This is a genomic window from Serratia sp. BNK-17, assembly GCF_048684935.1.
GTDB lineage: Bacteria > Pseudomonadota > Gammaproteobacteria > Enterobacterales > Enterobacteriaceae > Serratia > Serratia nematodiphila.
Genome location: NZ_JBLQTR010000001.1, coordinates 4321497 through 4344997, shown reverse-complemented (window position 1 = coordinate 4344997; position 23501 = coordinate 4321497). Strand labels below are relative to the sequence as shown.

Here is a 23501-nt window from a genome sequence, read left to right as displayed (position 1 = left end):
TTTATGCCGACAGGCGCAACAAAACTAGGCGGATGGCTGTTGATGGCCGCCATGCTGGGCGTGAGCGGATGCGCCAAACCCCCTGAGCCGGAAAAGCCTCCGCAGCCTGTACCGCCGGCAACGCCGATGCGGGGCATCTGGCTGGCCACGGTCATTGGCTTGGACTGGCCGCCGGCGGCCTCGCTGAAAGCGGAATCCATGCAAGAGCGGGTGCGTCTGCAGAAGCAGGGGCTGACGGACGCGCTGGACGACATGGTGAAAACCGGGATTAACACGGTGTATTTTCAGGTTAAACCGGACGGCACGGCCCTGTGGCGTTCTGACATCTTGCCCTGGTCGGAGGTATTGACCGGCACCGTGGGCCAGGATCCGGGTTATGATCCGCTGGCCTTTATGCTGACAGAAGCGCACCGACGCGGCATCAAAGTGCATGCCTGGCTGAACCCTTATCGGGTTTCCATGAATACCCGACAGCAAACGATTGATGCACTCAATCATACGCTGCAGTCGCCGCCGGCCAGCGTCTATGCGCTGCATCCCGACTGGATACGCACCGCCAGCGATCGCTTCGTGCTCGACCCCGGCCTGCCCGAGGTGCGCAACTGGATCACCGGCGTGGTGGCTGAAGTCGTCAAAAACTACGATGTCGACGGCATTCAGTTTGACGATTATTTCTATTACGAAACGCCGCAATCGCCGCTGGATGATGAAAAGACGTATCGCGCATACGGCAAAGGGTTTGCAGACAAGGCCGACTGGCGAAGAGACAACACGCTGCAATTGATAAAACAGGTTTCCGCCACCGTCAAAGCACTGAAGCCCGCGGTCGCGTTTGGCGTCAGCCCGGCGGGCGTATGGCGAAACAAAGCGGACGATCCTGCCGGTTCGGCGACGCGGGCCGGCGCGCCGTCGTACGATACGGCCTATGCCGATACGCGCCAGTGGGTCAAACTGGGGCTGCTCGACTATATCGCGCCGCAGCTGTATTGGCCTTTCGATCGTGAAATTGTTCGCTACGACGTGCTGGCCAACTGGTGGGCCGAGGTGGTGAAAGACACGCCGGTTCGGCTCTATGCCGGGGTGGCGCTGTATAAAGTGGGCACGCCATCGGCCAGCGAGCCGGCCTGGACCGTCGACGGCGGCGTCCCCGAGCTGAAAAGGCAGTTGGATCTCAACGAGAGCCTGCCGGGGATGGGGGGAACCATCCTGTTCCGGCAACGTTATCTGACCGAGCCGCAAACGGACAAGGCGGTGGAGTACCTGCAAACTCGCTGGCAACCCGGTCAATAATCACGGGCTATGGCATGACGAGCCGCGGCTAACCACCGCGGCTTTTTCCATTCACAGGCGCGCCGCTTCCGGCAGCCGTTTCAGGTAATGCACCACCAGCAGCGCCAGCAATAGCATCAGGCTGATAAATGCCGCCACGCCATTCCAGCCGAAGCTGTGCCAGAACACGCCGCCCAGGGTGCCGGCCACGCTGGAGCCGACGTAATAGCAGAACAGATACAGCGACGACGCCTGGCCTTTGGCGCGGCGCGCACGGCGGCCGATCCAGCTGCTGGCCACCGAGTGGGCGGCGAAGAAACCGGCGGTGAACAGCATCATGCCGATAAAGATCGCCGGCACCTGCGGCAGCGCGGTAATCAGGATCCCGATCAGCATAATCACGATCGACGCCAGCAGCACCGGGCCGCGCCCGAAGCGCGAGGTGAGCGCGCCGGCCTTGGGCGAACTGTAGGAGCCGGTGAGGTACACCACCGACAGCAGGCCGACGATCGCCTGGCTCAGGTGATAAGGATCCGCCAGCAGGCGATAACCGATGTAGTTGAACAGGGTGACGAAGCTGCCCATCAGCAGGAAACCTTCCGCGAACAGCAGCGGCAACCCTTTATCGTGCCAATGCAGTTTGAAGTTGATCAGCAGGGTGCGCGGGCGCAGCGAGCTGGCGCGAAAATGCCGCGAGGCGGGCAGGATGCGCCAGAACATGCAGGCGGCGGCGAGGGCGAACAGACCGATGACCCCGAGCGAGACGCGCCAGGAGAAGAAGTCGGTCAGCACCCCGGTCACCAGACGGCCGCTCATGCCGCCGATCGAGTTGCCGCTGATGTACAACCCCATCGAGAAGGCGACGAAGCTGGGGTGGATCTCTTCGCTGAGGTAGGTCATGCCGACCGCGGCGACGCCGCTCAGCGACAGGCCGATCAATGCGCGCATCAGTAAAATGCCGTGCCAGCTGGTCATAAAGGCGCAAATCAACGTGCAAACCGCCGCCAGCAGCAGCGCCACCACCATCACCGACTTGCGGCCGATGGCGTCGGACAGCGGCCCGGTAAACATCAGGCCGATCGCCAGCAGGCCGGTGGAGACCGAGAGCGACAGGCTGCTTTCCGCCGGCGAGACGCCGAAGTCTTGCGACAGCACCGGCAGGATCGGCTGCACGCAGTAAAGCAACGCGAAGGTCGCCAGCCCGGCGGAAAACAGCGCCAGCGTGACGCGCATAAACTGCGGCGTGCCGCGTTCGATATAGGGGAGTTTATTGTTGAGGGTGGAGCGTTTTACTGTTGGCGCAGCGGCCGCGTCATCATTGGCGGCCAGCGTCGACGGCATCACGGCCGCAGAACGCACAGGGGTTGTCACAGCGTTTCCTTACCGAACTTCGGGGAGATAAACAGACACTTTGCAGATAACAAAATGATAGGGAGCGGCGAATTTTTTGTCTAATATATTAATAATTACAATTAAGACTTTTTAAATATGAATATCGAGTTGAGACACCTGCGTTACTTTATCGCCGTGGCCGAAGAGCTGCATTTTGGCCGCGCCGCCGAGCGGTTGCGCATCTCCCAGCCGCCGCTCAGCCAGCAAATTCAGGCGCTGGAAGAGATGGTCGGCGCGCGGCTGCTGGCGCGCAACAACCGCAACGTCAGTTTGACCCAGGCCGGGGAGATGTTCCTCAAAGAAGCCTATCAGGTGCTCGATCAGGTCGGCCGCGCGGCGGAAAAGGCGGCGCGCCTGGATCGCGGCGAACTGGGGGAAATGACCATCGGCTTTACCTCTTCCGCGCCCTTTATCGGCGTGGTGGCGCGCAGCCTGCGCGCCTTTCGCCAGCAGTCCCCGCAGGTGCACATCAAGATGCGCGAAATCAACACCAAACAGCAGATCGAACCGCTGCTGAACGGCGAACTGGATCTGGGGGTGATGCGCAACACGCGGCTGCCGGAAGCGCTGCACTATCAGCTGCTGCTGCGCGAACCGCTGGTGGCGGTAGTGCCGGAAGGGCATCCGCTGGCGGAAACGCCCGGCGGCGCGCTGCGGTTTCAACATTTGGCGCGGGAGCCGTTCGTGTTCTTCTCGCGCGAAGTGGGCACCGCGCTGTACGACGAAATTCTGCTGCTGCTCGGCAAGGCCGGCATCACCCCGTATATCACCCAGGAAGTGGGGGAAGCGATGACTATCATCGGGCTGGTCTCCGCCGGGTTGGGAGTTTCGATTCTGCCGGCGTCTTTCGCCCGGGTGCGGGTGGACGGCGTGCGCTATTTGCCGCTGGCGGAGCCGGACGCCACCACCGAAGTGTGGCTGGTGCACCACCGCCGGCGGCCGTTGACCGCGGCGGCGCAGTCGCTGATGGCGTTGATGCTGAAATGATGTTGAGCTTGGGCAAATAAAAATCAATTCACGCTGAAATTGCGAGGAATTTGTGCAGCAAATCACATAACGAATCAAATAGTTGACGCTGTATGACAAAAGCCCCACCATAACCCCTAGTCTTTATTTAGAAGCGCGAAAAATAGTAGGAGCCGGTTTGTGATTGCGGTTGGGCAGCCTGGGCATATCGATCAAATCAAACAGACCAATGCGGGGGCGGTTTATCGGCTAATCGATCAACTGGGTCCGATTTCGCGCATCGAACTGTCAAAACGCGCGCAGCTGGCGCCCGCCAGCATCACCAAGATCGTGCGCGAGCTGCTGGAAGCCCATCTGGTCAAGGAAACCGAGTACCAGGAGATCGGCAGCCGGGGGCGCCCGGCGGTGGGGCTGGTGTTGGACACCGAAGCCTGGCACTACCTTTCCGCCCGCATCAGCCGCGGCAGCATCACGCTGGCGCTGCGCGATCTCAGCAGCAAGCTGGTGGTGGAGGAACAGCTGCCGCTGGCGGCCGAACACCCCGAACCGCTGCTGAAACGCATCCTGACCGAAGTCGATCAGTTCTTTATCCGCCACCAAAGCAAGCTGGAACGGCTGACGGCGATCGCCATTACGCTGCCGGGCATGATCGATGTGCAGTCCGGCGTGGTGCACCGCATGCCGTTTTACGACGTGCTGGAGATGCCGCTCGGCCCGGCGCTGGAAACCCGCACCGGCCTGCCGGTTTACCTGCAGCACGACATCAGCGCCTGGACCATGGCCGAGGCGCTGTACGGCGCCTCGCGCGGCAGCCAGAACGTGATTCAGGTGGTGATCGACCACAACGTCGGCGCCGGGGTGATCACCGGCGGCCATGTGTTGCACGCCGGCAGCCACAGCGTGGTGGAGATCGGCCACACCCAGGTCGATCCCTACGGCAAACGCTGTTACTGCGGCAACCACGGCTGTCTCGAAACCGTGGCCAGCATTGAGAACATGCTGGAGATCGCCCAGCAGCGGCTGAGCGGCTCGATGAGCTCCAGCCTGCACGGCGCGCCGCTGACCGTCGAATCGCTGTGCGACGCCGCGCTGGCGGGCGATCAGCTGGCGCGGGACATCATTCTCGGCGTCGGCCACAGCGTGGGGCGCATTCTGGCTATCATGGTCAACCTGTTCAATCCCGAGAAGATCCTGGTGGGCTCGCCGCTCAACCGCGCGGCGGAGATCCTGCACCCGGCCATCGCCTCCTGCATTCGCCAGCAGGCGCTGCCGGCCTACAGCGAGCAGGTCAAGGTCGAATCCACGCAGTTCTTCAATCAGGGCACCATGCCCGGCGCGGCGCTGGTGAAAGAGGCGCTGTATAACGGTTCATTGCTGGTGCAGCTGCTGCAAGGCTAACATCAGAACCTCTTATTAATTCCGCAAAAGATTGAGCTACCTCAAGCCCCTACGCGGCAGCATCCCCTAGAATTTTTCCGAAAGACTTCTTCGCCGCCGGTGCGGCGATACATTGTTAACGGGGCATTCTGGGGCATTTTATTCATGTTGAAGCGTTTATTTGTGACAGGCACGGATACCGACGTCGGTAAAACCGTGGTTTCCCGCGGGTTGATGCAGGCGCTGGCCGCCGAAGGCCGTTCGGTGGCCGGCTACAAGCCGATCGCCGCGCGTTGCCAGGAAACCAGCGAGGGCATCCGCAATAAAGACGCTTTGGTATTGCAGGCATCTTCAACCCTGCCGCTGTCCTACGAGGAGATCAATCCCATCACCTGCCTGGATGAGGTGTTTCATGCGCATGCGACCGAGGACATCAACTATGGCGTGATGAGCAGCGGTCTGCGGGATCTGTCGGCCAAAGCCGATACGGTGGTGGTGGAAGGCAGCGGCGGTTGGCGGGTGCTGATGAACGATCTGCGGCCTTACGCCGAGTGGGTGGTGCAGGAACAGCTGCCGGTGGTGCTGGTGGTGGGCATCAAGCTGGGCTGCGTCAGCCACGCGTTGCTGACCGCACAGTCGATTATCAACGACGGCCTGCCGTTGCTGGGCTGGGTCGCCAACCGCATCAACCCGGGGTTGGCTCACTATGCTGAAACCATCGCGGCGCTGCAGCAGCGCATTTCCGCGCCGCTGCTGGGTGAAATCCCGTATCTGCCGCGCGCGGAGCAGCGCGAACTGGCGCACTATCTCGACATCTCCACGCTGCTGCGCTAGCGCGCTCAGGCCAGGAAAGGGGCCAACAAACGGGCGGAGACAAACAGCCCCAGGCCGTACACCGTATGCACCAGCAGGCTGATGATGCGGCTACGCGTCGGATTGGGGGTGTTCGCCGCCGCCACGCCAAAGCCCAACGCCGGCTGCATCACGAAGAAGGGCGCCGCCAGGCTCAGCCAGCCGCTCAACAGCGCGACCAGCGGCGTCGGCGCGGCGTACCACGCGATGCCCGCCAAGCCGAGCGGGATAAAGGCGAAGGCGACGCCGATCGCGTAGTGCAGCAGCCATCCCATCGCTTTTTCTCCCCGCCGCACCGGCGCAGCCATGATCGGAGCGTGATAAAACCGGCCGTCGAACAGGCCGATAAACCAGCGGCCGACCAGCGCGTAGTTAAGGGGCGGGATGCCCAGCACGCGCTTTTGCACGATGGCCCACAGATCGGTGCACAGCGTGGCGCCCACCCCGGTCAGCACAATCATCAGTAAAATTTCTGTCGTCATTTTCGTGTCCTTAAAGTCACTCATGGTGTAATGTGCGCACAGTGTGCAACTTAAAGTCGACTTCAAGTCAATGGAAAAAGAACTGGATATTGGCGAGGTGGCGCGTTTGAGCGGCATCGCGCCCTCGGCGCTGCGGCATTACGAGAAAAAGGGGCTGATCGCCTCGATAGGCCGCAACGGTTTACGTCGCCAATACGCCGCCGGCGTGCTGGATCAACTGAAGCTGATCGCCCTTGGGGGGCTGGCGGGATTCACGCTGGATGAGATCGCCTCGCTGTTTGACGAGCGGGGGCGCATCGCCCTCGATCGCCGGCTGCTGGCGGCGCGGATTGAAGAACTGGATCGCACCCTGCGGCGTCTGGGGCAGGTGCGCGCCGGTTTGCAGCACATGGTCGATTGCCCTGAACCGGAGCACCTGCAGTGCCCGCAGTTCAGGAAGCTGCTGCAGCAGGGCGAGTTTTAAGCCTCGCGTTTGGGCGGCGGCGCGGTGTGGTAGACCGATACCGGCCGCAGGCCGCGCGACACGGTGGTGGCGATCACGCAGGCCAGCAGAATGCCGGGCAGCAGCGCGTATTCGCCGGTCATTTCAAATACCATCAGCGCCGCCATGATCGGCGCATGGGTGGTGGCGGCCAGCAGGGTAGCCATGCCGGTCAGCGCCAGCAGCAGCGGCACCGCCGTATCCATGCCCGGCCACAGGCCGAACAGCTGGCCGATCATCGAACCGAGCGCGGCGCCGACGAACAGCGTCGGGGTGAAGACCCCGCCGGGCGCGCCCGACCCGCTGCTGGCGAGGATCGCCAACAGCTTGCATACCAGGATCGCCCCCAGCAGCAACACCCCCGGCGGCGCGATCAGCAGCGCCTGCACCACGCTGTAGCCATTGCCCCATACCTGCGGGAACAACAGCGAAAGCAGCCCGACGATCAGGCCGCCCAGCGCCAGCTGCAGCGGCGGCTTCAGGCGCAGCGATCGGAACGCGCGGCCGGTGGCGGTCATCAACCATAAAAACAGCGGCCCGCCGGCGCCGGCCACCACGCCGACCAGCGCCATCAGCAGGTATTGCGTCGGCAAGGGGGCGGCGAGCGGCGTCACCAGGTAGAGCGGCGCCTGGCCGCCGTTGAGCAGGTTGGTCATCAGCAGGGCGCTGACCGCGGCGATCACCACCGGGCCGAGCGAGGCCAGCATCAGGGTGCCGAACAGGATCTCGGCGATAAACAGGCTGCCCGCCAGCGGCGCATGATAGGCGCTGGCCATCCCGGCGGCGGCGGCGCAGGCCACCCACAGTTTCCATTCTTTCTCGTGCGTAAAGCGCTGGGCAAACAGCGAGCCCACCAGCGCCGCCAGCAGGATCATCGCGCCCTCACGGCCGATGGCGCTGCCGCTCGACACCACCAGCAGCGACGCCAGGCACTTCACCAGGCTGGCGCCGGTGTCCAGCTTGCCGTTGCCGGTCTCGATCGCTTCCATATAGTCGGTGGGCGCCGCCGGGCGCTGGTGGCGGTAGCGCTGGTGAACATACAGCAGCAGGCCCGCCGCCAGCCCGCCCAACGCAGGCGTCAGGGCGCGCCGCCAGCCGGGCAGCGCGGCGGCGGCGGCCACCAGACTGCCGTCGGCATTGCCGAGCAACAGCCACTCGAGGCCAATCATCGAACGGTGGAACAGCCACACCGCCAGGGCGGCGGCGACGCCGATGAACACGGCGATAAACAGGCTGCGCAGCAGGGCGCGATAGTGGTGCAGGTGGACCAATCTTTTCATGCGTGGGCGGCGTCGTGAGAAAAATCAAAGGGTCATCAGCGCATTGTGCTTGGCGCTCCGGCCGATGACCAGTGAATCTTTATCAAACTGCGGCATGGGCGGGGCGGTCGGCGCCCCGGCGGGGGTTATTGCGGCGTCAGAACCCGGCGCGTGCGGCCGGAGCTGAGGTAGTCGGCGATATAATCCTGCGAGATTTCGCCGCTGTAGCGGCCGTCTTCATCGACGATCGGCATCCAGGACGTATTGTGCTCATACAGCTTCGACAGCACCACGCGCAGGTTCTCTTCCGCGCGGGCGGTGACGCGAAAGCGGTGCAGGCTATCGGCGCATACCCCCGGCGCACCGCGCGCCTCGCGGCGTTTGACGTAACCCAGCGGTTTGCCGTCGGCGTCCACTACCGTCACCGAACGTGCATCGATATCGTCCATCAACCCGAATGCCTCTGTCAGCGGCGTTTCCCGGCGCACCGTCACCGTCTCTTGTTGGTCTGCCACGTCGCCGGCCTGCACCAGCAGCAGGCGCTTCAGCGTGCGATCCTGGCCGACAAAGGAGGCGACGAAGTCGTTCGCCGGGCGCGCCAGCAGCTCATCGGCGCTGGCGTTCTGCACGATCTTGCCCTGGCGGAACACCGCGATGCGATCGCCGAGCTTCAGCGCTTCGTCGATGTCGTGGCTGACCAGCATCACGGTCTTCTTCAGCTGACGCTGCATGTCGAGAAACTCGTTTTGGATGGTTTCGCGGTTGATCGGATCCACCGCGCCGAAGGGTTCATCCATCAGTAGCACCGGCGGATCGGCCGCCAGCGCGCGGATCACGCCGATGCGCTGCTGCTGCCCGCCGGACATCTCTTTCGGGTAGCGGTGCAAAAAGCGCTTGGGATCCAGCGCCACCATGCTCATCAACTCCTCGGCGCGATCGTGGCAGCGTTTTTTGTCCCAGCCCAGCATGCGCGGCACCACGGTGATGTTCTCCTCGATGGTCATGTTGGGGAACAGGCCGATCTGCTGGATGACGTAGCCGATTTTGCGGCGCAGGCTGACGGTATCCAGCGCGCTGGTGTCTTCGCCGTTGATCAGAATGGTGCCGCCGGTGGGTTCGATCAGGCGGTTGATCATCTTCAGCGTGGTGGTTTTGCCGCAGCCGGATGGACCGAGCAGCACGCAGATTTCGCCTTCCGGCACGTCCAGATTGATGTTGTCGACGGCGTTGAACGGCGTGCCGTTCTTCTGCATGAACTGTTTGGTCAGATTTTCCAATTTAATCATGAGCGGATCCCCTTGGGCGTGAGCGCAATTTGCAAGCGGTGCAATAACCAATCGAGGACGATCGCCAGCAGGCTGATCATCACGGCGCCGGTAATCAACTGGCGGATGTCGCTGCTGCTGATGCCGTTGAGCAGCAGCAGGCCGAGGCCGCCGGCGCCGATCACGGCGGCGATCGCCATCACGCCGATATTCATCACCACGGCGGTGCGAATGCCGCCGAAAATCACCGGCAGCGCTACCGGGATCTCCACCCAGCGCAGGCGTTGCCAGAAGGTCATGCCGATGCCGCGGCCGGCTTCGCGCAGCCCGCCGGGCAGGTTGTCGAGCGCGGTGTGGGTGTTGCGCACGATCGGCAGCAGCGAATAGAGGAACACCGCGGTGATCGCCGGCACGTAGCCGATGCCGTGGCCGATTAAGGAAAACAGCGGGATCATCAGCCCGAACAGGGCGATGGAGGGCACGGTCAGCACCAGCGTGGCCAGGCTCAGCACCGGCGTCGCCAGCCATTTGTGGCGGACGATCAGTACGCCGAGCGGCACGCCGATCAGGATCGCCAGGCCGACGGCGATGCCGACCAGCAGCAGGTGTTCCAGCGTCAATCCGGCGATATAGGCCCAGTTTTGCCAGGCGTAAAGTAAGGTATTCATCATGCCTCCTAAATCAGGCCGCGCTGCTTGAGGAACGCGTCGGCGACCTGTTGCGGCGTCTGGTAGTCGATATCCACTCTGGCGTTAAGCTCGGTGATCACCTGATTGTTGAACTGTTTCGACAGCGTGTTCAGCGCCTCCTCCAACCCCGGCGTGTTTTGCAACACGTCGGCGCGCACCACCGGCGTGACCGCATAGCTCGGGAAATAGCCTTTGTCGTCTTCGAGCACCTGCAGATCGAAGCCTTTCACCCGGCCGTCGGTGGTGTACACCAGCCCGGCGTCGACGAAGCCGTCGCGGATGGCGTTGTAGACCAGGCCGGGATCCATCTGGCGGATTTGCGGGCGATCCAGCGGCATGTCGTACAGCGCCTGCATCGGCTTCAGGCCGTCCGAGCGGCCGGCAAATTCCAGATCCAGTCCCAGCAGCCAGTTGTGTTTCGGGTCGGTTTTACGCACCTGTTCCACTTTGGCCACCAGCTGCGACATCGTGCGGATCTGCTCTTTTTCCGCGCGCCGGCGCTGCATGGCGAAGGCGTAGGTGTTGTTCATGTCCGCCGGCTGCAGCCACACCAGGCCGAGTTTGGCGTCGAGCTTTTTCACCGTGTCGTAGGTTTCCTGCGGCGACATGCGCTTATTGATGTGGTTAAAGATGATCAGCGAGGTGCCGGTGTATTCCCAGGTCATGTCGATCTGCTTGTTGATCATCGCGTTGCGGGTGATCACCGTAGCCAGATTGGTTTTGGGTTCGACCTGAAAACCTTTGGCCCGCAGGTATTGCACGGTGATCGCCGACAGAATGCGCTGTTCGGTAAAGTTCTTGCTCGCCAGCGTCAGCGGGGCGGCCCAGGCGGCCGCGCCGGTCATCAGCAAGGAGAACAGCAGCGCGTGGCGGAGTCGTTGTAACCATCGAGTCATCGCGTTTCTCCCATCAGGATGCGGTGTGCGGGCTGAGCCGGCGGCCGAGACCGGCCAGCGCCAGATCGAGCAGCAGGGCGATCAGCGCGGTGGCGGCGGCGCCGAGGATCAGCGTCGGGAAGTCGTTCAGGTAGATGCCGGGGAAGATCAGCTCGCCATAGCTGCTGGCGCCGATCAAAAACGCCAGCGGCGCGGTGCCGACGTTAATCGCCATCGCGATGCGCACCCCGGCGAAGATCACCGGCAGGGCATTGGGTAGTTCGACCTGGCGCAGCCGCTGCCCGGCGGTCATGCCAATACCGTTGGCGGCCTCGACCAGCGCTGGCGGCACCGAACGCAGGCCGGCATAGGTATTGCGCACGATAGGCAGCAGCGAGGCGAGGAACAACGCCACCACCGCCGGCCGGTCGCCGATGCCGATGATCACCATCGCCAATGCCAACACCGCCAGCGGCGGCAGGGTGTTGCCGACGTTAAAGATCTGCATCACGTGCTCCGCCCAGCGGCGGGCGAAAGGGCGGCTCAGCAGGATACCGCTGGGAATGCCGACCAGCAGCGACAGCAGCATCGAACACACCACCAGGAACATGTGCTGCTGACCGAGGTAAATCAAATCTTCCCGGCGCGACTTGAGGGTTTCCCAACCGATGCCGTAAACCAGCAGCGCGATGACGGCGATAAACAGCAGGCTCCCGAGGAGCAGGCGCCGGCATGGCGCTGACTTGTGCATGATGTTGCGTCCTCCGTTGCGCGGAGCGGCCGACGAGACGGCGCATTCCGCTCTGATTGTTACCCACGGCCCGGCGGGCGTGGCGGTACAAAACGGGCGTTTCGCATGAGGTTAGCGACATTGAGCGAAGGGTGCGTTCGGCACAGCGTGCTGAACGTAGGCTCAATACGTGAGTTAATCAGCATAAGATACTGATATTTAAACCCGAGAAAGCACGAAGCCCAAAGGCGCCGGCTAGGGAAGGTATAGCACCCTGTCGTTGACCGTGCCAAGTTTTATGAACAAAATCAGCTGATTGAGTTTGCCCGTATTGGCGCCGCAGCCCGCGTCAGCGCTGGGATGCGGGTAAAGTGAAAAAAATCCACGGCAAAACGTTACGCCGTAACAGTTAGTCCAAATGGTGCGATTCGCCGCCGGCAAAGGCAGGATGTGAGGGCGGATAGACTTGGCGCTGGCGCTTGCTGATATACTCAGGGAAAATAAAAACGCCAGGAAACCTGCATAACGCCATGACAAATAACGTTTCACCCGCACCCATTGCCCACCGCCCGCTGATCCTGATCGCCTGCATGCTGGCGATGTTCATGTCGGCGATCGAAGCCACCATCGTCGCCACCGCCATGCCGACCATCATCGGCGATCTCGGCGGTTTCTCGCTGCTGGGCTGGGTGTTCGCGGTCTATTTGCTGGCGCAGGCGATCACCATTCCCATCTACGGCCGGCTGGCGGATCTCTACGGCCGCAAGCGGGTGTTTTTCTTCGGCGCGACGCTGTTCCTGCTGGGATCGGTGCTGTGCGGCTTCGCCCCCGACATGTATTGGCTGATCGGCTTCCGCTTATTGCAGGGATTGGGCGCCGGCGCCATCATGCCGATCGCGTCCACCATCATCGGCGACATCTACAGCGCCACCGAGCGGCCGAAGGTGATGGGCTACCTGTCGAGCGTGTGGGGCGTATCGGCGATCATCGGCCCGCTGCTGGGCGCGTTTATCGTGCAACACCTGCCGTGGGCGCTGGTGTTCTGGGTCAACCTGCCGATCGGCCTGCTGGCGATGTTCTTCCTTTGGCGCTATCTGCCGGCGCATCAGCAGTTGCGCCGGCACGCGCTGGATCTGGCCGGCACCGCCTGGCTGACGCTGTTCGTTTCCGCGCTGCTGCTGGCGCTGTTGCAGATGGAAAGTCTCGGATGGTGGGTGGCGCCGCTGCTGGCGCTGGCGGCGGCGTCGCTGGCGCTGCTGATCCGCCAGGAGCGGCGCGCGGTTGAGCCGCTGTTCCCGCTGGCGCTGTGGCAAAGCCGGGTGATCGTCGCCGGTAACATCGGCGGGCTGGTGATCGGCGCGGCGATGATGGGCATCAGCGCCTTTCTGCCCACCTTCATTCAGGGCGTGATGGGGGGCTCACCGCTGGAGGCGGGCACCACGCTGGCGTTGATGTCGATCGGCTGGCCGCTGGCCAGCACGCTGAGCGGCCGTTTGATGCTGATGACTTCGTATCGCGCCACGGCGCTGTTGGGCGCGCTGCTGCTGGTGGCGGGCGGCCTGATCCTGCTGATGTTGCAGCCGAACGGCGGTCTGCTGTGGGGCCGGGTGGCGGCGTTTATGGTCGGCGCCGGCATGGGATTGTGCAACACGACGTTTCTGGTTTCGGTGCAGAACGCGGCGCATTACAGCATTCGCGGCATTGCCACTGCCTGTACGGTGTTTACCCGCATGGTGGGCTCGGCCATCGGCACCGCGATTTTGGGCGCCACGCTGAACCTCAACCTGCAGTGGCGTTTGCCGGAGATTGACGATCCGGTGCAGCGGCTGATGGAGCCGGCGGTGCGGCAGAGCATGGGGAGCGAAGCGCTGGCGCAGCTTATCCAGCAGGTGGCGGCTTCGCTGCATTGGGTGTTCCTGGTATCGGCGTTGGTGTCGTTGCTGGCGCTGGCGGCGGCGATGCTGATCCCGGCGCGTTGTCGGCCGCAAGGCGAAGAGGAAGAGGCGGAGCAGGCGTAAAGGAAAAGGAAAGGGCGCGGCTGTTGCGCGCCCTGGGTAGCCGATGCGGCTTACTGCGCGTTGGAGGTGTCCTGGCTGGTGCCGGTCTGCGCCGCGTCACCACTATCGTCGCCGTTGTTCAGGCGGGTATAAACGATCTTCTGGGTGTCGTTTTCGCAGTGGCCGACCACCTGGCCGCCCGCTTGATCGGCCTGATCGTTAGGCACGATCTCCAGTTTGAAGCCGGACTCCGGAACGCCGTTATTGACGATTTTTTGCGAAATGTCCGCTTTCACGCTTTCACAAGAGGCCAGAGCCGCCAATGGGGCGCCGGCCAGCAAGACAGCGGTTAATATCAGCGTTTTCTTCATCACGTCATCCTTTTAGACAATGAACTTCCTGTAACAGGATAGCAGCAACGGCGGCCGGGTTTCACGCTTGCCCGCCCGCCGCAGGCGGATTAAGGATTAATCCGACGCCCGGTCTGGCGATCCAGACATTTACGGGTGTCCGGTTCCCAGTATGCGTTGACGTTGTTGCTGTCGTTGCAGCGGTCTTCGTCATCCGCCGCGCGATCGGCCTTGTCGAACTCTTTCTCGACGCGAGTGTTGACCTTGTGGCGCAGGGATTTGGTATCATTCCACTGCTCTTTGCTTTGGCGCGCTTCTTCGGTGCTCATCGCGCCGCTGCCTTTGCCATCGACGGTGACGCAGGTGCTGCCCTGCGTGCAGGTGGCGGCCAGCGCCGGCGCCTGCCAGGCGCCCATAACGGCCAGCATGGCGACCGGCAGCATCCCGCGCAGCAGTCGTTGGGTCGAAAATGTTTTCATCGTTTCATCCTTATGAGTGAGTGCGCCTGATGATGGCGACACTGGCGTTACCTCGCCCGCAGGCGTGGTGATAAATATACCACCGCGCTCCTGGAATTCACCAGCCAAGCGCCGATTCGTTTACTTTACCGAGAGAAAACTGCGACCGATGTTAAAAACCACGCTGTTGTTTTTCGCCACCGCCCTGGCTGAAATTATTGGCTGTTTCCTGCCTTACCTGTGGCTGAAGAAGCAGGGCAGCGCCTGGCTGCTGCTGCCGGCGGCATTAAGCCTGATGCTGTTTGTCTGGCTGTTGACGCTGCATCCGGCGGCCAGCGGGCGGGTCTATGCGGCTTACGGCGGTGTGTATGTGGCGACGGCACTGCTGTGGCTGCGGGTGGTGGACGGGGTGAAGCTGTCTGCGCTGGATTGGGTCGGCGCCGGCGTGGCGCTGGCGGGCATGCTGATTATCGTTTCCGGCTGGCGCGCGGCCTGAAGAAACGCGGCGGGAGTTGCCTCCCGCCGTCGCGGCTCAGGCGCCGCGGTGGATGTTCAGCCCGGCGAAGGACTGGCTGACCGGCATCATTTCCAGCGTGTTGATGTTGACGCGCGCCGGCAACGTCGCGACCCAGAACACCGACTCGGCGATGTCTTCCGGCGTCAGCGCATCGGCGCCTTCGTAGGTTTTGTTGACCTTGCCGTCATCACCCTTGAAGCGCACGTTGGAGAATTCGGTGCCGCCCACCAGACCCGGCTCGATATCGGTCACGCGGATGCGCGTGCCGTGCAGATCGGCGCGCAGGCCCAGGCTGAACTGCTTGACGAACGCTTTGGTGGCGCCGTACACGTTGCCGCCGGCGTAAGGCCAGTTGGCGGCGGTGGAGCCGATGTTGATCACATGGCCGACGTTGCGCTCGACCATGGCCGGCAACAGCGCGCGCGTCATGTTCACCAGCCCTTTGGCGTTGGTGTCGATCATGGTTTCCCAGTCATCGGCGTTGGCCTTGTGCGCCGGCTCCAGCCCCAGCGCCAGCCCGGCGTTGTTCACCAGCACGTCGATCTGGCGCAGCTCGGCCGGCAGTGCTTCGATCGCCTGTTGAATGGCGGCGCGGTTGCGCACGTCGAGCCGCACGATGTGCAGCGCTTGGCCGAGTTCTTCCTGCAGCTCTTCAAGACGCTCAAGGCGGCGCCCGGCGGCGATCACCCGATGGCCTTCACGGATAAAACGGCGCGCGATCGCCTCGCCGAAACCGGAGGTGGCGCCGGTAACAAAAATAATCATGTTGCTGTTCCTCAACTGTTTTTACCCTACATGCCTCTATCATTAGCACAAACCCGCAGGCAGTGGCAGGGGTTATCACGGCGGAAAGCAAAAAAGATGACACCGGGCCGGCGGCCCGATGCTGACTAGCGCTGAGGCGGCAGGTGATACACCACTGCGTCATACTTGATGCGCTCGCAACGGCCGGCCAGCACACCGCCCAGCGACTCGACGAGGCGGCGGCTGGCGGTATTCTGCTCGGCCACCGGGTAGAGAAAGTGCGGCGGCTGAAAGCGCTCGCTGGCCCAGCGCGCGATACCCTGTACGATTTCACGGCCGTAGCCCTGGCCATGCAGGCTCTCTTTCACCCAGATGCCCAGCTCCGGGGTGTGGCTGCGTAGGTTGTGCGCGCCGCCGACGCCGACGAACTGCCGGTCTTCGCGCCGACGGGCGACGAAGATCACTTCTTCACCCTCGCGCATCAACGGCAGCCAGCCTTGCCAGACGTTGGCGAAATCCTCCGGCGACGCCTCCGGCTCAAAGGTCATAAAGCGCGTCAGAGTGGGGGTGATCGCCTGGTAAACATCGTCGGCGTCTGCTGCGGTAAAGGGGGCAATCAACAAACGGTCGGTGTCAACGCGGCACTGAGAAAGGTCATTATGATTCATCTTATTCCCTCGCTTTTCAGGCCAGAATGGCAAAAAAATCCGCGCCCATAAGTTGGGGCGGATCGTCGATATTACGCGCATTGGCGTCAGAAGCGACTTATTTTTCGCCGCTGTGGCGGCGCGGAGTAACGGTTTTATGTGACGGCGTCACGTTGATGGGAAAGGCGGCGGGCACGGTTAACCGCGCCCGCCGCTGCGGATCAGAACTTCACCGAACCTTGCAGATAAATCGTGCGCGGCTGGCCGATGTACAGACCCTTGTTGTTGTCGTCATAGGCGCGGGTGAAATACTCGTGGTTGAACAGGTTTTTCACGCCGACGCCCAGATTCAGGCCGGCCATTTCCGGGCCGAAATCATAGGCGGCGCGCACGCCCCACAGCATATAGCCAGGGATGCGGCCGGTGCTGCCGTCGGCGCTTTCCGCCACGGTGTTGGCGTTGTCGGCGAACTGGCTGGACTGGAACTCGCCGTTAAGGTTAAACGCCCAGTTGCCTGGCGTGTAGTCCAGCCCCAGCGTGCCTTTATGCTTCGGCGAGAACGGCACCTGGTTGCCTTTGTAGCCGCCGTCTTCACGAATGGTGGCGTTGACGTAGGCGTAGCTGGCGTAGGCGGTCAGGTCGTCCAGTTTCGGCGTCAGCTGCGACAGATCGTAACGCAGGCTGCCTTCCAGCCCGGCGTGGCGGGTTTTGCCGCGCGCGGTCACGCTGTCGGTCACCTGGTTGGAGTCGTACTGGTTGTTGAAGTTGATCAGGAACAGCCCGATTTCGCCGGTCAGCGCATCGCCGGCGTAGCGGGTGCCCAGCTCCCAGGTGCGCGCCTTCTCCGGTTCGATCTTGCCGCTGTCCACCGCTTTGCCCATCTGGCTGTATTGCACGGTGCCGAAGGAGCCTTCGGTGTTGGCGTACAGGTTCCAGTATTCGTTCAGGTGATACATCACGTTTAACGCTGGCAGCGGCGCGTTATAGCTGACGTCGAGGCGGTTGTTCTTGATGTAGTTGTTCTGATACGACTTGATGTATTCGTAACGCATGCCCGGCGTGATGGTCCAGTCGCCGATGTCGATGCGATCGTCGATATAAAACGCGTGCGCCTCGGTGCCGGACTGGGTGTCGCGATCGTACGGGCTGGCGGTGGACGGCAGCTTGCCGGTGCTGGCTTTAGTGTAGTAGCGCAGCTCGTGGGTGGATTCGCTGACGTAACGGTAGCCGACGCCGACTTCATGGGCGGAATCTCCCCAGCGGAAACTTTGGCTGTAGCGCGGTTCTACGCCGCGCACCCAGTATTCGCGCGGCGACAGCGTCAGGTTCTTGCCCTGATCCAGATAGCCGCTGCGCAGGGTGTAGGTGTAGAAGCTCTGCACGTCGAACTTGTGCTGCTGATCCGGCTGATACTGGTAGCCGAAGTTGGCCAACTGGCGGCGGCCCCAGAACTTGTCGTACGGGCGCGTCGACTGGAACGGGTTGGCGTTGTAGTCGGCCCGGCTCAGGCCGCCCGGCATCTCCGCTTCGCCTTCGTAGTATTGCAGCAGGCTGTTGAAGGTGTGCACCTCGTTCGGGGCGTAACGGCTTTTCAGCATCACGTCGTCGATTTTGGTCGCGCTGTGCTCGCGCCAGTCGCTGCCGCGGGTGCCGGAGTAGAGCAGCGCCGCGCCGAGGCCGTTGTCGGCGGTGCCTCCGATCATCAGGTTACCGGTGCCTTTCGGGTGATCCTGGCGCGAGGTCGGGCTGAGCTGCCCCTGCATGCCGGCCTCCATGCCGAAGGTTTTCGGGATGGCGCGGGTGACGAAGTTGACGACGCCGCCGACGCTCTGCGGCCCGTAGCGCACCGCGCCGCCGCCGCGCACCACGTCAATCGCATCCATATTGCCGAGCGAGACCGGCGCCAGCGACAGCTGCGGCTGGCCGTAAGGGGCGAAGGGCACCGGGATGCCGTCCATCAGCACGGTGGAGCGGCTGGCGAGGCGCGGGTTGAGGCCGCGAATGCCGAAGTTCAGCGCCATATCGTGGCTGCCGGTGCCGTTGTTCTCCGGGGCCATCACGCCCGGCACGCGGTTCAACGCTTCGCGCACGGTGGTGGTGCCGGTTTTGGCGAACTCTTCGCGGCGCACCACGTCGCGCGCGCCGGGATGTTCGAATACATCGATCTGGCGGCCTTCCGCCAGCCAGTCACCGACTACCGTGATGTCTTCTTCTTTCTGCGGCTGCGGCAGTTTGGCCAGCGTGTAGCCGTTGTTGCCGAGCGCTCGGGCCTGCAGGCCGCTGCCCGCCAGCAGGGCATTCAGGCCGTCATCGACGCCGTAGCTGCCGTTCAGGCCAGGCGAACTTTTACCGGCGGTTAACGCGCCGTCTACCGAAAGCGCGATGCCGGCGCGAGCGGCGAACGCGTTCAGCGCGCCGTCCAGCTCACCGGCTGGAATGTGATAGGTGGCCGCGGCGCTGGCGGCGCTCGCCATCAGCGGTGCGGCGAATGCCAGGCCAATGGCCACGGCCAGCGGTTTGGCCCGTTTTCCCCAAAGCGAAGCCGGAGCGACCTTTCCCCAAGCGTTGTTCATACCTTCTCCTGAATCATTTTTATTTATTGCTGCAGTGTTTTCCTGGGAGTCGGATGAGCAAGGCAAAAGGGACAATCAAAAATGCGATTTTTTATCATTTTCATTTAAAAAATTCAGGCGGGGACGATTTGCAGCCAATAGCGGGTAAAGCTCTGCAGACGTATCGGCAGCGTCTGGCTGAGCAGGGCGAGAGCGCGATCGGTATCGTTGAGCGGGAAACTGCCGCTGACGCGCAGGCCGGCAACGGCCGGATCGCAGCTCAGATGGCCGCGCCGGTAGCGCGCCAGTTCGGCGATCACCCGCTCAAGCCGCCACTGGCTGACGCTCAGCACGCCGCGCAGCCAGCCGTCCTCCGCCGCAGCCGATTGCTTGTCGCCGAAGGCCGTGGCGCTGAAGCTAATCTGTTCGCCGGCGTTCACCCGGCGCGTTTGCCGCGCGTCCTGCGCCAGTTGCGCTTCAACCGCATGCTCCAGCACCGTCAGGCGCGTCTCGCCGCCGCTCTCGCGCACCAAAAAACGGGTGCCGAGCGCGCGCATCGCCCCCTGCGGGCTTTGCACCCATAGCGGCCGGGCGTCGCGTCCGGTGATCAGGCTGATTTCCCCGGCGTGCAAGCGGATCAGCCGTTGACGATCGTCGTAATGTACGTCCACCGCGCTGGCGGTGTTCAGCACCAGCTGGGTGCCGTCGCTTAACACAATGGGTTTGATCTCGCCGGTGGCGGTGCGGTAGTCGGCACGCAGCTCCCGGCCGAACGGCGACTGGTAAAGGAAGCCGCCGCCGCCCACGCCGAGCAACAGCAGCAGGCTTTTCAGCAGGGTGCGGCGATCGATCGCCGCCTGGCGGCCGGCGCGGTCGAGCGCACGGTAGCTGAACTTGCCCGGCACGCCCTGCAGCTGGCTCTGCAGCGCTTCGACGCGCTGCCAGGCCCAGCGGTGATCGTCATGCTGCTGATGCCAGGCTTGCCACTGTTGGCGCTGGCGCTCGGTGACGTGCTCGTCGCACAGCAGCGCATACCAGTGTGCGGCCATTTTCAGTGCCTGGCGCTGCTCGGGGGTGATGGCGTTGCTCATGAATAAACGTCGTTTTCCAGGCTGAACAGCAGGCAATGCTCGGTGGCTTTGGCCATGTATTTTTTAACCGAGCTGACCGACACGCCGAGGCGCGCGGCGATGTCCGCATAGCCCAGGCCTTCGAGCTGCGACAACAGAAAGGCCTGTTTTACCTTCGGCCCGAGGCCGTCGAGCATGGCGTCGATCTGCTGCAGGCTGTCCAGCAGGCTCTGGCGCTGCTCCGGCGACGGGGCATAGCCTTCCGGGATCAGCGCCAGCATCTCCAGATAGGCGCGCTCCAGCGTTCTGCGGCGGAACAGATCGACCATCACCCGTTTGGCGACGGTGACCAAAAAGTCTTTCGGTTCGCGCAGGGTCGCCGCGGCGTCGCTTCTCAGCAGGCGCATAAAGGTGTCCTGCGCCACATCGTCCGCATCGAACGCGCAGCCCAGCCGCCGACGCAACCATCCCTGCAACCAGGCGTGGTGGGTGGCGTAAAGGCGCGACAGCGCGGCGTGCGGGGCAGAGGCGGTGGCGGACATGGTTTTCGCATTGCTGGTCAAAAAGATGCGCGGATGATAATTGAGAATGGTTATCGTTTCAAGTTTGACCGTTGTCCTTAGGCCGAGATTCAACCCCCAGGCGCGCTGTTGAAATAAGCCGTGCGCCGTGAAGATATTCGCTTGCCCATTCATGGTGCAGCGGCGCGATGTTATTTTGGCAGGCAAACGGTTGCTATTTATCCGCCGTCGAAGACTGAGCGTGGGTCTTATTCTCTTTCGCCGGCCTATGCTTTTAGATTAATTGCTAATTATTTGTTTTTATTTAAAAATGTATTTTATCGCCGCCTGTTGGCATGCGGCTTGCTATGCTTAAGCCGGTCTTGGCGTTTAGGCGACAAAGGCATTGTTTCATCGGCGCAGGTTATTTCGCGGGTGAGCTTGGCCGGTCGTCACAAGGAAGAAAATAATGGCACTGCAATTCACCACGGCTATTCGTGGCAATTTTTTTGATATCGCAGCCTGTGTGGAGGCGCCGCAACAGCTCGAGGAACGCCTGCGGCATATTCCCGACGGTTTGCTGCTGCTGAACGACGGCGTCATCGTCTGGTTCGGCAGCTGGCAGCAGGGCGAGGCGCTGCTGCCGCCGGGCTTCACGGTCACGGAATATCGCGACAAGCTGATCGTGCCGGGATTTATCGATACCCACATCCACTACCCGCAAACCGAAATGATTGGCGCCTATGGCGACCAACTGCTGGACTGGTTAAACAATTACACCTTCCCGACCGAAAGCCGTTATGACTGTGAGCAGCACGCCGATGCGATGTCGGCCTTCTTTTTGCAGCAGTTGCTGAGTAACGGCACCACCACCGCGCTGGTGTTCGGCACGGTGCATCCACAGTCGGTCGATGCGCTGTTCAGCCAGGCGGCAGCGCTGAACATGCGCCTGATCGCCGGCAAGGTGATGATGGATCGCCATGCGCCGGAGGCGCTGCTGGAAACGCCGGCGCAGAGTTATCACCAGACGCGTGAGCTGATTGAACGTTGGCACGGCAAAGGCCGCCTCGGTTACGCCATTACGCCGCGCTTTGCGCCCACCAGTACGCCGGCGCTGCTGGCGCAGGTGCAGCGGCTGCGCGAAGAGTATCCCGACGTTTGGCTGCAGACGCACCTGAGCGAGAACCCGCAGGAAGTGGCCTGGGTAAAAGCGCTGTTTCCGCAGCACCGCAGCTATCTGGATGTTTACCACCGTTATGGCATGACCGGCGATAAAAGCGTGTTCGCTCACTGCCTGCACCTGGAGGAGCAGGAGTGGGACTGCCTGTGCGATACCCGCTCGGCGATCGCCTTTTGCCCCACCTCCAACCTGTTTCTCGGCAGCGGGCTGTTTGATCTGCAGCAGGCCTGGCGCAAGCGGGTGAAGCTCGGCATCGGCACCGACGTGGGGGCCGGCACCACCTTCAATATGCTGCGCACGTTAGGTGAGGCGTACAAGGTCGGCCAGCTGCAGCATTACCGGCTCTCCGCCGTAGAAGCGTTCTATCATGCCACCCTGGGCGGCGCCCGCGCGCTGGCGCTGGACGACAAAATCGGCAACTTCAACGTCGGTAAAGAGGCGGATTTCGTGGTGCTCGATCCGGCGGTCACGCCGCTGCAGCAGCTGCGTCATGCCAACAGCGCCACGCTGATGGAGCAAGGGTTTGTGCTGATGACCCTGGGGGACGATCGTAATATTTATCGCACCTATGTGGACGGCAAGGTAGTTTATCAGGCGGCGCGCTGACGCAGCCGCGCCTGCAACCAAACGCTGAGCGGCGCGGCGACGACGGCGCTCAGTGCGCACAGCCACAGCAGGCGTTGCAAATCGAGCGGGGTGAGGCCGCCGCTCAGCAGCGCGGAGGAGAGCAAGAAGGCCACCGTGGCGCTCAGGTGTATCAGGGCGGTTTGCAGCGTGCCGAAGGCGGCGCGTTGCCGATTGTCCGGCCAGCGCATGCTCAGGGAAGAAATCGCCACCAGCCGCGCGTAGGCCGCTGCGAGAAACGCAATCATGAACAGTTCGCCGCGATCGCCACCGCACGCCGCCAACCACAGGCTGCCCAACAGCAACAGCGTGGCGCTCACCGTCAGCGTCACGGCGCCAAAGCGTTGCAGCCAGCGGCCCGCCAGCACGGTCGCCAGATAGCCGGCTACGCCGCCGATGAGAAACAGCCAGGCCAAATGCGCGTCGGCCACCTGTAGCCGCTGGGTGAGCAGCGGCGCCAGTACCGGGATCAGCAGCATCGGGCTGAACTGCGTCAGACCGGCGGCGGAGGCGAACAGCAACAAACGGCGATCGAGCGTGACGGGGGCGGCGGCCTGCGGCTGCGGCGCATCCCTGGGAACGAACAGTGCCACCAACACCGCCGCCAGCAGACACAGCCCGCCGATAGCCGCCAGTGCAACGCGCCAGTTCGCCACCTCGCACAGGTACAACATGCCCGGCATGCCGATGATGCTCACCAGTGAAAAAGATGCGATCACCGTTGCCAACATTCGGCCGTGCAGCGCGGCCGGCGCGGCGTTGAGCAGCAAGCCGATCCCCACGCCCATCGTGGTGCCGCCCAGCAGACCGGCCAGCAGCCGCAGCGCCAACAGCCAATAAAACTGCCGGGTGGCGGCGATCAGTAAGGTCGTCACGCCCAGCAGCGCGACGTTGAACAGCAGAAAACGCCGCTTCTTAACGCCGCCGATCCAATAGAACGCGCCGATACCGGAAATCACCGCCGCCAGCGTATAGGCCGCGCTGACATAACCGGCGTAGCTGACGGGCACCGAAAAGTCGGCGGCCATATAGAGAAATATCGGGTTGAACACCATGTATTCCAGGGCATTGGTGAATTGAATAAAGGCGATGACCAGCGCTATCGCCGTCAGCTTTCTCGTGGGTGTCATAAGCATCCATCGGTTGCAGAATCAGGCCGGCAGTGTAGCGCTTGGCGTTGAGCGGGATTAGGTGGTAGAAATGGCATGGTTTGTTATCAAATGTG

General features: G+C 62.7%; 24 protein-coding genes. 9 read left to right on the top strand and 15 right to left on the bottom strand.

Annotated features, from left to right (window positions below; all coding sequences use genetic code 11):
* Window positions 1-3 precede the first annotated feature (3 nt).
* Window positions 4-1290 (top strand): glycoside hydrolase family 10 protein, encoded by a 1287-nt coding sequence (locus tag ACMGF7_RS20625; RefSeq protein WP_420286622.1) that lies wholly within the window; start codon window positions 4-6, stop codon window positions 1288-1290.
* 51 nt (window positions 1291-1341) lie between these two features.
* Here the strand turns inward: ACMGF7_RS20625 and ACMGF7_RS20620 are convergent, their stop codons facing one another.
* Window positions 1342-2610, bottom strand: coding sequence for an MFS transporter (locus ACMGF7_RS20620; protein WP_171404708.1), 1269 nt, complete (start codon window positions 2608-2610; stop codon window positions 1342-1344).
* A 147-nt stretch (window positions 2611-2757) separates the two neighbouring features.
* Between ACMGF7_RS20620 and ACMGF7_RS20615 the strand changes: the two genes are divergently transcribed.
* The 3 genes from ACMGF7_RS20615 (at window position 2758) to bioD (ending at window position 5838) form a co-directional block, all read left to right on the top strand.
* Window positions 2758-3648: a LysR family transcriptional regulator gene (locus ACMGF7_RS20615; RefSeq protein ID WP_004938523.1), complete on the top strand. Its 891-nt coding sequence runs from the start codon at window positions 2758-2760 to the stop codon at window positions 3646-3648.
* Window positions 3649-3807: 159 nt separating this feature from the next.
* A complete protein-coding gene (gene mlc / locus ACMGF7_RS20610) occupies window positions 3808-5025 on the top strand; it encodes an ROK family transcriptional regulator (protein ID WP_004938526.1) in 1218 nt (405 codons plus the stop codon).
* Between the two features lie 144 nt (window positions 5026-5169).
* Complete coding sequence (gene bioD, locus ACMGF7_RS20605; protein ID WP_004938529.1) at window positions 5170-5838, top strand: dethiobiotin synthase; 669 nt, start codon at window positions 5170-5172, stop codon at window positions 5836-5838.
* 5 nt (window positions 5839-5843) lie between these two features.
* Here bioD and ACMGF7_RS20600 read toward each other — a convergent pair whose 3' ends face one another.
* Window positions 5844-6338, bottom strand: coding sequence for a DUF2938 domain-containing protein (locus ACMGF7_RS20600; protein WP_049241179.1), 495 nt, complete (start codon window positions 6336-6338; stop codon window positions 5844-5846).
* 70 nt (window positions 6339-6408) lie between these two features.
* Between ACMGF7_RS20600 and ACMGF7_RS20595 the strand changes: the two genes are divergently transcribed.
* Complete coding sequence (locus tag ACMGF7_RS20595) at window positions 6409-6801, top strand: helix-turn-helix domain-containing protein (protein ID WP_273874790.1); 393 nt, start codon at window positions 6409-6411, stop codon at window positions 6799-6801.
* On the opposite strand, the gene clcB is transcribed toward ACMGF7_RS20595, so the two are convergent.
* The 5 genes from clcB to ACMGF7_RS20570 form a co-directional block, all read right to left on the bottom strand.
* Entirely contained in the window at window positions 6798-8099 is a 1302-nt protein-coding gene (gene clcB / locus ACMGF7_RS20590; protein WP_049241176.1) for a voltage-gated ClC-type chloride channel ClcB, read from the bottom strand. The two genes, ACMGF7_RS20595 and clcB, sit on opposite strands and share 4 nt — an antisense overlap.
* A 125-nt stretch (window positions 8100-8224) precedes the next feature.
* A complete protein-coding gene (osmV, locus tag ACMGF7_RS20585) occupies window positions 8225-9364 on the bottom strand; it encodes an osmoprotectant ABC transporter ATP-binding protein OsmV (RefSeq protein WP_021505258.1) in 1140 nt (379 codons plus the stop codon).
* Window positions 9361-10011, bottom strand: a complete 651-nt coding sequence (osmW, locus tag ACMGF7_RS20580; RefSeq protein WP_004938544.1) for an osmoprotectant ABC transporter permease OsmW — start codon at window positions 10009-10011, stop codon at window positions 9361-9363. Before osmW ends, osmV begins: the two co-directional genes overlap by 4 nt.
* An 8-nt stretch (window positions 10012-10019) precedes the next feature.
* On the bottom strand, window positions 10020-10877 hold the full coding sequence (locus tag ACMGF7_RS20575; RefSeq protein ID WP_229705511.1) for a glycine betaine ABC transporter substrate-binding protein: 858 nt from the start codon (window positions 10875-10877) through the stop codon (window positions 10020-10022).
* A gap of 64 nt (window positions 10878-10941) precedes the next feature.
* Window positions 10942-11658, bottom strand: a complete 717-nt coding sequence (locus ACMGF7_RS20570; protein ID WP_420286621.1) for an ABC transporter permease — start codon at window positions 11656-11658, stop codon at window positions 10942-10944.
* 509 nt (window positions 11659-12167) lie between these two features.
* On the opposite strand from ACMGF7_RS20570, the gene ACMGF7_RS20565 reads away from it, so the two are divergent.
* Entirely contained in the window at window positions 12168-13655 is a 1488-nt protein-coding gene (locus ACMGF7_RS20565; protein WP_016927859.1) for an MDR family MFS transporter, read from the top strand.
* Between the two features lie 50 nt (window positions 13656-13705).
* Here the strand turns inward: ACMGF7_RS20565 and ACMGF7_RS20560 are convergent, their stop codons facing one another.
* Together ACMGF7_RS20560 and ACMGF7_RS20555 are read right to left on the bottom strand one after the other, a co-directional pair.
* Window positions 13706-14005, bottom strand: a complete 300-nt coding sequence (locus ACMGF7_RS20560) for a DUF1161 domain-containing protein (RefSeq protein WP_004938557.1) — start codon at window positions 14003-14005, stop codon at window positions 13706-13708.
* Window positions 14006-14094: 89 nt separating this feature from the next.
* Complete coding sequence (locus tag ACMGF7_RS20555) at window positions 14095-14463, bottom strand: DUF1283 family protein (protein ID WP_004938560.1); 369 nt, start codon at window positions 14461-14463, stop codon at window positions 14095-14097.
* A 148-nt stretch (window positions 14464-14611) separates the two neighbouring features.
* Here ACMGF7_RS20555 and ACMGF7_RS20550 point away from each other — a divergent pair, with 148 nt between their 5' ends.
* Complete coding sequence (locus ACMGF7_RS20550) at window positions 14612-14938, top strand: YnfA family protein (RefSeq protein WP_004938563.1); 327 nt, start codon at window positions 14612-14614, stop codon at window positions 14936-14938.
* A gap of 36 nt (window positions 14939-14974) precedes the next feature.
* Here ACMGF7_RS20550 and ydfG read toward each other — a convergent pair whose 3' ends face one another.
* The 5 genes from ydfG to fecI all read right to left on the bottom strand — a co-directional run bounded on the left by ydfG (window position 14975) and on the right by fecI (window position 20514).
* On the bottom strand, window positions 14975-15724 hold the full coding sequence (gene ydfG / locus ACMGF7_RS20545) for a bifunctional NADP-dependent 3-hydroxy acid dehydrogenase/3-hydroxypropionate dehydrogenase YdfG (protein WP_004938567.1): 750 nt from the start codon (window positions 15722-15724) through the stop codon (window positions 14975-14977).
* A gap of 125 nt (window positions 15725-15849) precedes the next feature.
* Window positions 15850-16371: a GNAT family N-acetyltransferase gene (locus ACMGF7_RS20540; protein WP_004938571.1), complete on the bottom strand. Its 522-nt coding sequence runs from the start codon at window positions 16369-16371 to the stop codon at window positions 15850-15852.
* A gap of 200 nt (window positions 16372-16571) precedes the next feature.
* On the bottom strand, window positions 16572-18923 hold the full coding sequence (fecA, locus tag ACMGF7_RS20535) for a TonB-dependent Fe(3+) dicitrate receptor FecA (RefSeq protein WP_420286620.1): 2352 nt from the start codon (window positions 18921-18923) through the stop codon (window positions 16572-16574).
* 113 nt (window positions 18924-19036) lie between these two features.
* Window positions 19037-19993, bottom strand: a complete 957-nt coding sequence (gene fecR / locus ACMGF7_RS20530; RefSeq protein WP_049240128.1) for a ferric citrate uptake sigma factor regulator FecR — start codon at window positions 19991-19993, stop codon at window positions 19037-19039.
* Window positions 19990-20514: a ferric citrate uptake sigma factor FecI gene (gene fecI / locus ACMGF7_RS20525; RefSeq protein ID WP_015377788.1), complete on the bottom strand. Its 525-nt coding sequence runs from the start codon at window positions 20512-20514 to the stop codon at window positions 19990-19992. The genes fecR and fecI overlap by 4 nt, the downstream gene beginning before the upstream one ends.
* A 120-nt stretch (window positions 20515-20634) precedes the next feature.
* Here fecI and ACMGF7_RS20520 point away from each other — a divergent pair, with 120 nt between their 5' ends.
* A complete protein-coding gene (locus ACMGF7_RS20520) occupies window positions 20635-20985 on the top strand; it encodes a hypothetical protein (protein ID WP_197763750.1) in 351 nt (116 codons plus the stop codon).
* Window positions 20942-22258, top strand: coding sequence for a guanine deaminase (gene guaD / locus ACMGF7_RS20515; protein WP_049240130.1), 1317 nt, complete (start codon window positions 20942-20944; stop codon window positions 22256-22258). Before ACMGF7_RS20520 ends, guaD begins: the two co-directional genes overlap by 44 nt.
* Here guaD and ACMGF7_RS20510 read toward each other — a convergent pair.
* Complete coding sequence (locus ACMGF7_RS20510) at window positions 22243-23406, bottom strand: MFS transporter (RefSeq protein ID WP_164095057.1); 1164 nt, start codon at window positions 23404-23406, stop codon at window positions 22243-22245. The genes guaD and ACMGF7_RS20510 overlap by 16 nt on opposite strands.
* Between the last annotated feature and the right edge of the window lie 95 nt (window positions 23407-23501).

Excerpts from the sequence above, each read along its gene's own strand:
- ACMGF7_RS20625 (WP_420286622.1), top strand. The coding sequence starts at position 4 with ATGCCGACAGGCGCAACAAAACTAGGCGGATGGCTGTTGATGGCCGCC.
- ACMGF7_RS20620 (WP_171404708.1), bottom strand. The coding sequence starts at position 2,610 with ATGCCGTCGACGCTGGCCGCCAATGATGACGCGGCCGCTGCGCCAACA.
- ACMGF7_RS20615 (WP_004938523.1), top strand. The coding sequence starts at position 2,758 with ATGAATATCGAGTTGAGACACCTGCGTTACTTTATCGCCGTGGCCGAA.
- bioD (WP_004938529.1), top strand. The coding sequence starts at position 5,170 with ATGTTGAAGCGTTTATTTGTGACAGGCACGGATACCGACGTCGGTAAA.
- ACMGF7_RS20600 (WP_049241179.1), bottom strand. The coding sequence starts at position 6,338 with ATGACGACAGAAATTTTACTGATGATTGTGCTGACCGGGGTGGGCGCC.
- ACMGF7_RS20595 (WP_273874790.1), top strand. The coding sequence starts at position 6,409 with ATGGAAAAAGAACTGGATATTGGCGAGGTGGCGCGTTTGAGCGGCATC.
- clcB (WP_049241176.1), bottom strand. The coding sequence starts at position 8,099 with ATGAAAAGATTGGTCCACCTGCACCACTATCGCGCCCTGCTGCGCAGC.
- osmV (WP_021505258.1), bottom strand. The coding sequence starts at position 9,364 with ATGATTAAATTGGAAAATCTGACCAAACAGTTCATGCAGAAGAACGGC.
- osmW (WP_004938544.1), bottom strand. The coding sequence starts at position 10,011 with ATGAATACCTTACTTTACGCCTGGCAAAACTGGGCCTATATCGCCGGA.
- ACMGF7_RS20575 (WP_229705511.1), bottom strand. The coding sequence starts at position 10,877 with ATGACCGGCGCGGCCGCCTGGGCCGCCCCGCTGACGCTGGCGAGCAAG.
- ACMGF7_RS20570 (WP_420286621.1), bottom strand. The coding sequence starts at position 11,658 with ATGCACAAGTCAGCGCCATGCCGGCGCCTGCTCCTCGGGAGCCTGCTG.
- ACMGF7_RS20565 (WP_016927859.1), top strand. The coding sequence starts at position 12,168 with ATGACAAATAACGTTTCACCCGCACCCATTGCCCACCGCCCGCTGATC.
- ACMGF7_RS20560 (WP_004938557.1), bottom strand. The coding sequence starts at position 14,005 with ATGAAGAAAACGCTGATATTAACCGCTGTCTTGCTGGCCGGCGCCCCA.
- ACMGF7_RS20555 (WP_004938560.1), bottom strand. The coding sequence starts at position 14,463 with ATGAAAACATTTTCGACCCAACGACTGCTGCGCGGGATGCTGCCGGTC.
- ACMGF7_RS20550 (WP_004938563.1), top strand. The coding sequence starts at position 14,612 with ATGTTAAAAACCACGCTGTTGTTTTTCGCCACCGCCCTGGCTGAAATT.
- ydfG (WP_004938567.1), bottom strand. The coding sequence starts at position 15,724 with ATGATTATTTTTGTTACCGGCGCCACCTCCGGTTTCGGCGAGGCGATC.
- ACMGF7_RS20540 (WP_004938571.1), bottom strand. The coding sequence starts at position 16,371 with ATGAATCATAATGACCTTTCTCAGTGCCGCGTTGACACCGACCGTTTG.
- fecA (WP_420286620.1), bottom strand. The coding sequence starts at position 18,923 with ATGAACAACGCTTGGGGAAAGGTCGCTCCGGCTTCGCTTTGGGGAAAA.
- fecR (WP_049240128.1), bottom strand. The coding sequence starts at position 19,993 with ATGAGCAACGCCATCACCCCCGAGCAGCGCCAGGCACTGAAAATGGCC.
- fecI (WP_015377788.1), bottom strand. The coding sequence starts at position 20,514 with ATGTCCGCCACCGCCTCTGCCCCGCACGCCGCGCTGTCGCGCCTTTAC.
- guaD (WP_049240130.1), top strand. The coding sequence starts at position 20,942 with ATGGCACTGCAATTCACCACGGCTATTCGTGGCAATTTTTTTGATATC.
- ACMGF7_RS20510 (WP_164095057.1), bottom strand. The coding sequence starts at position 23,406 with ATGACACCCACGAGAAAGCTGACGGCGATAGCGCTGGTCATCGCCTTT.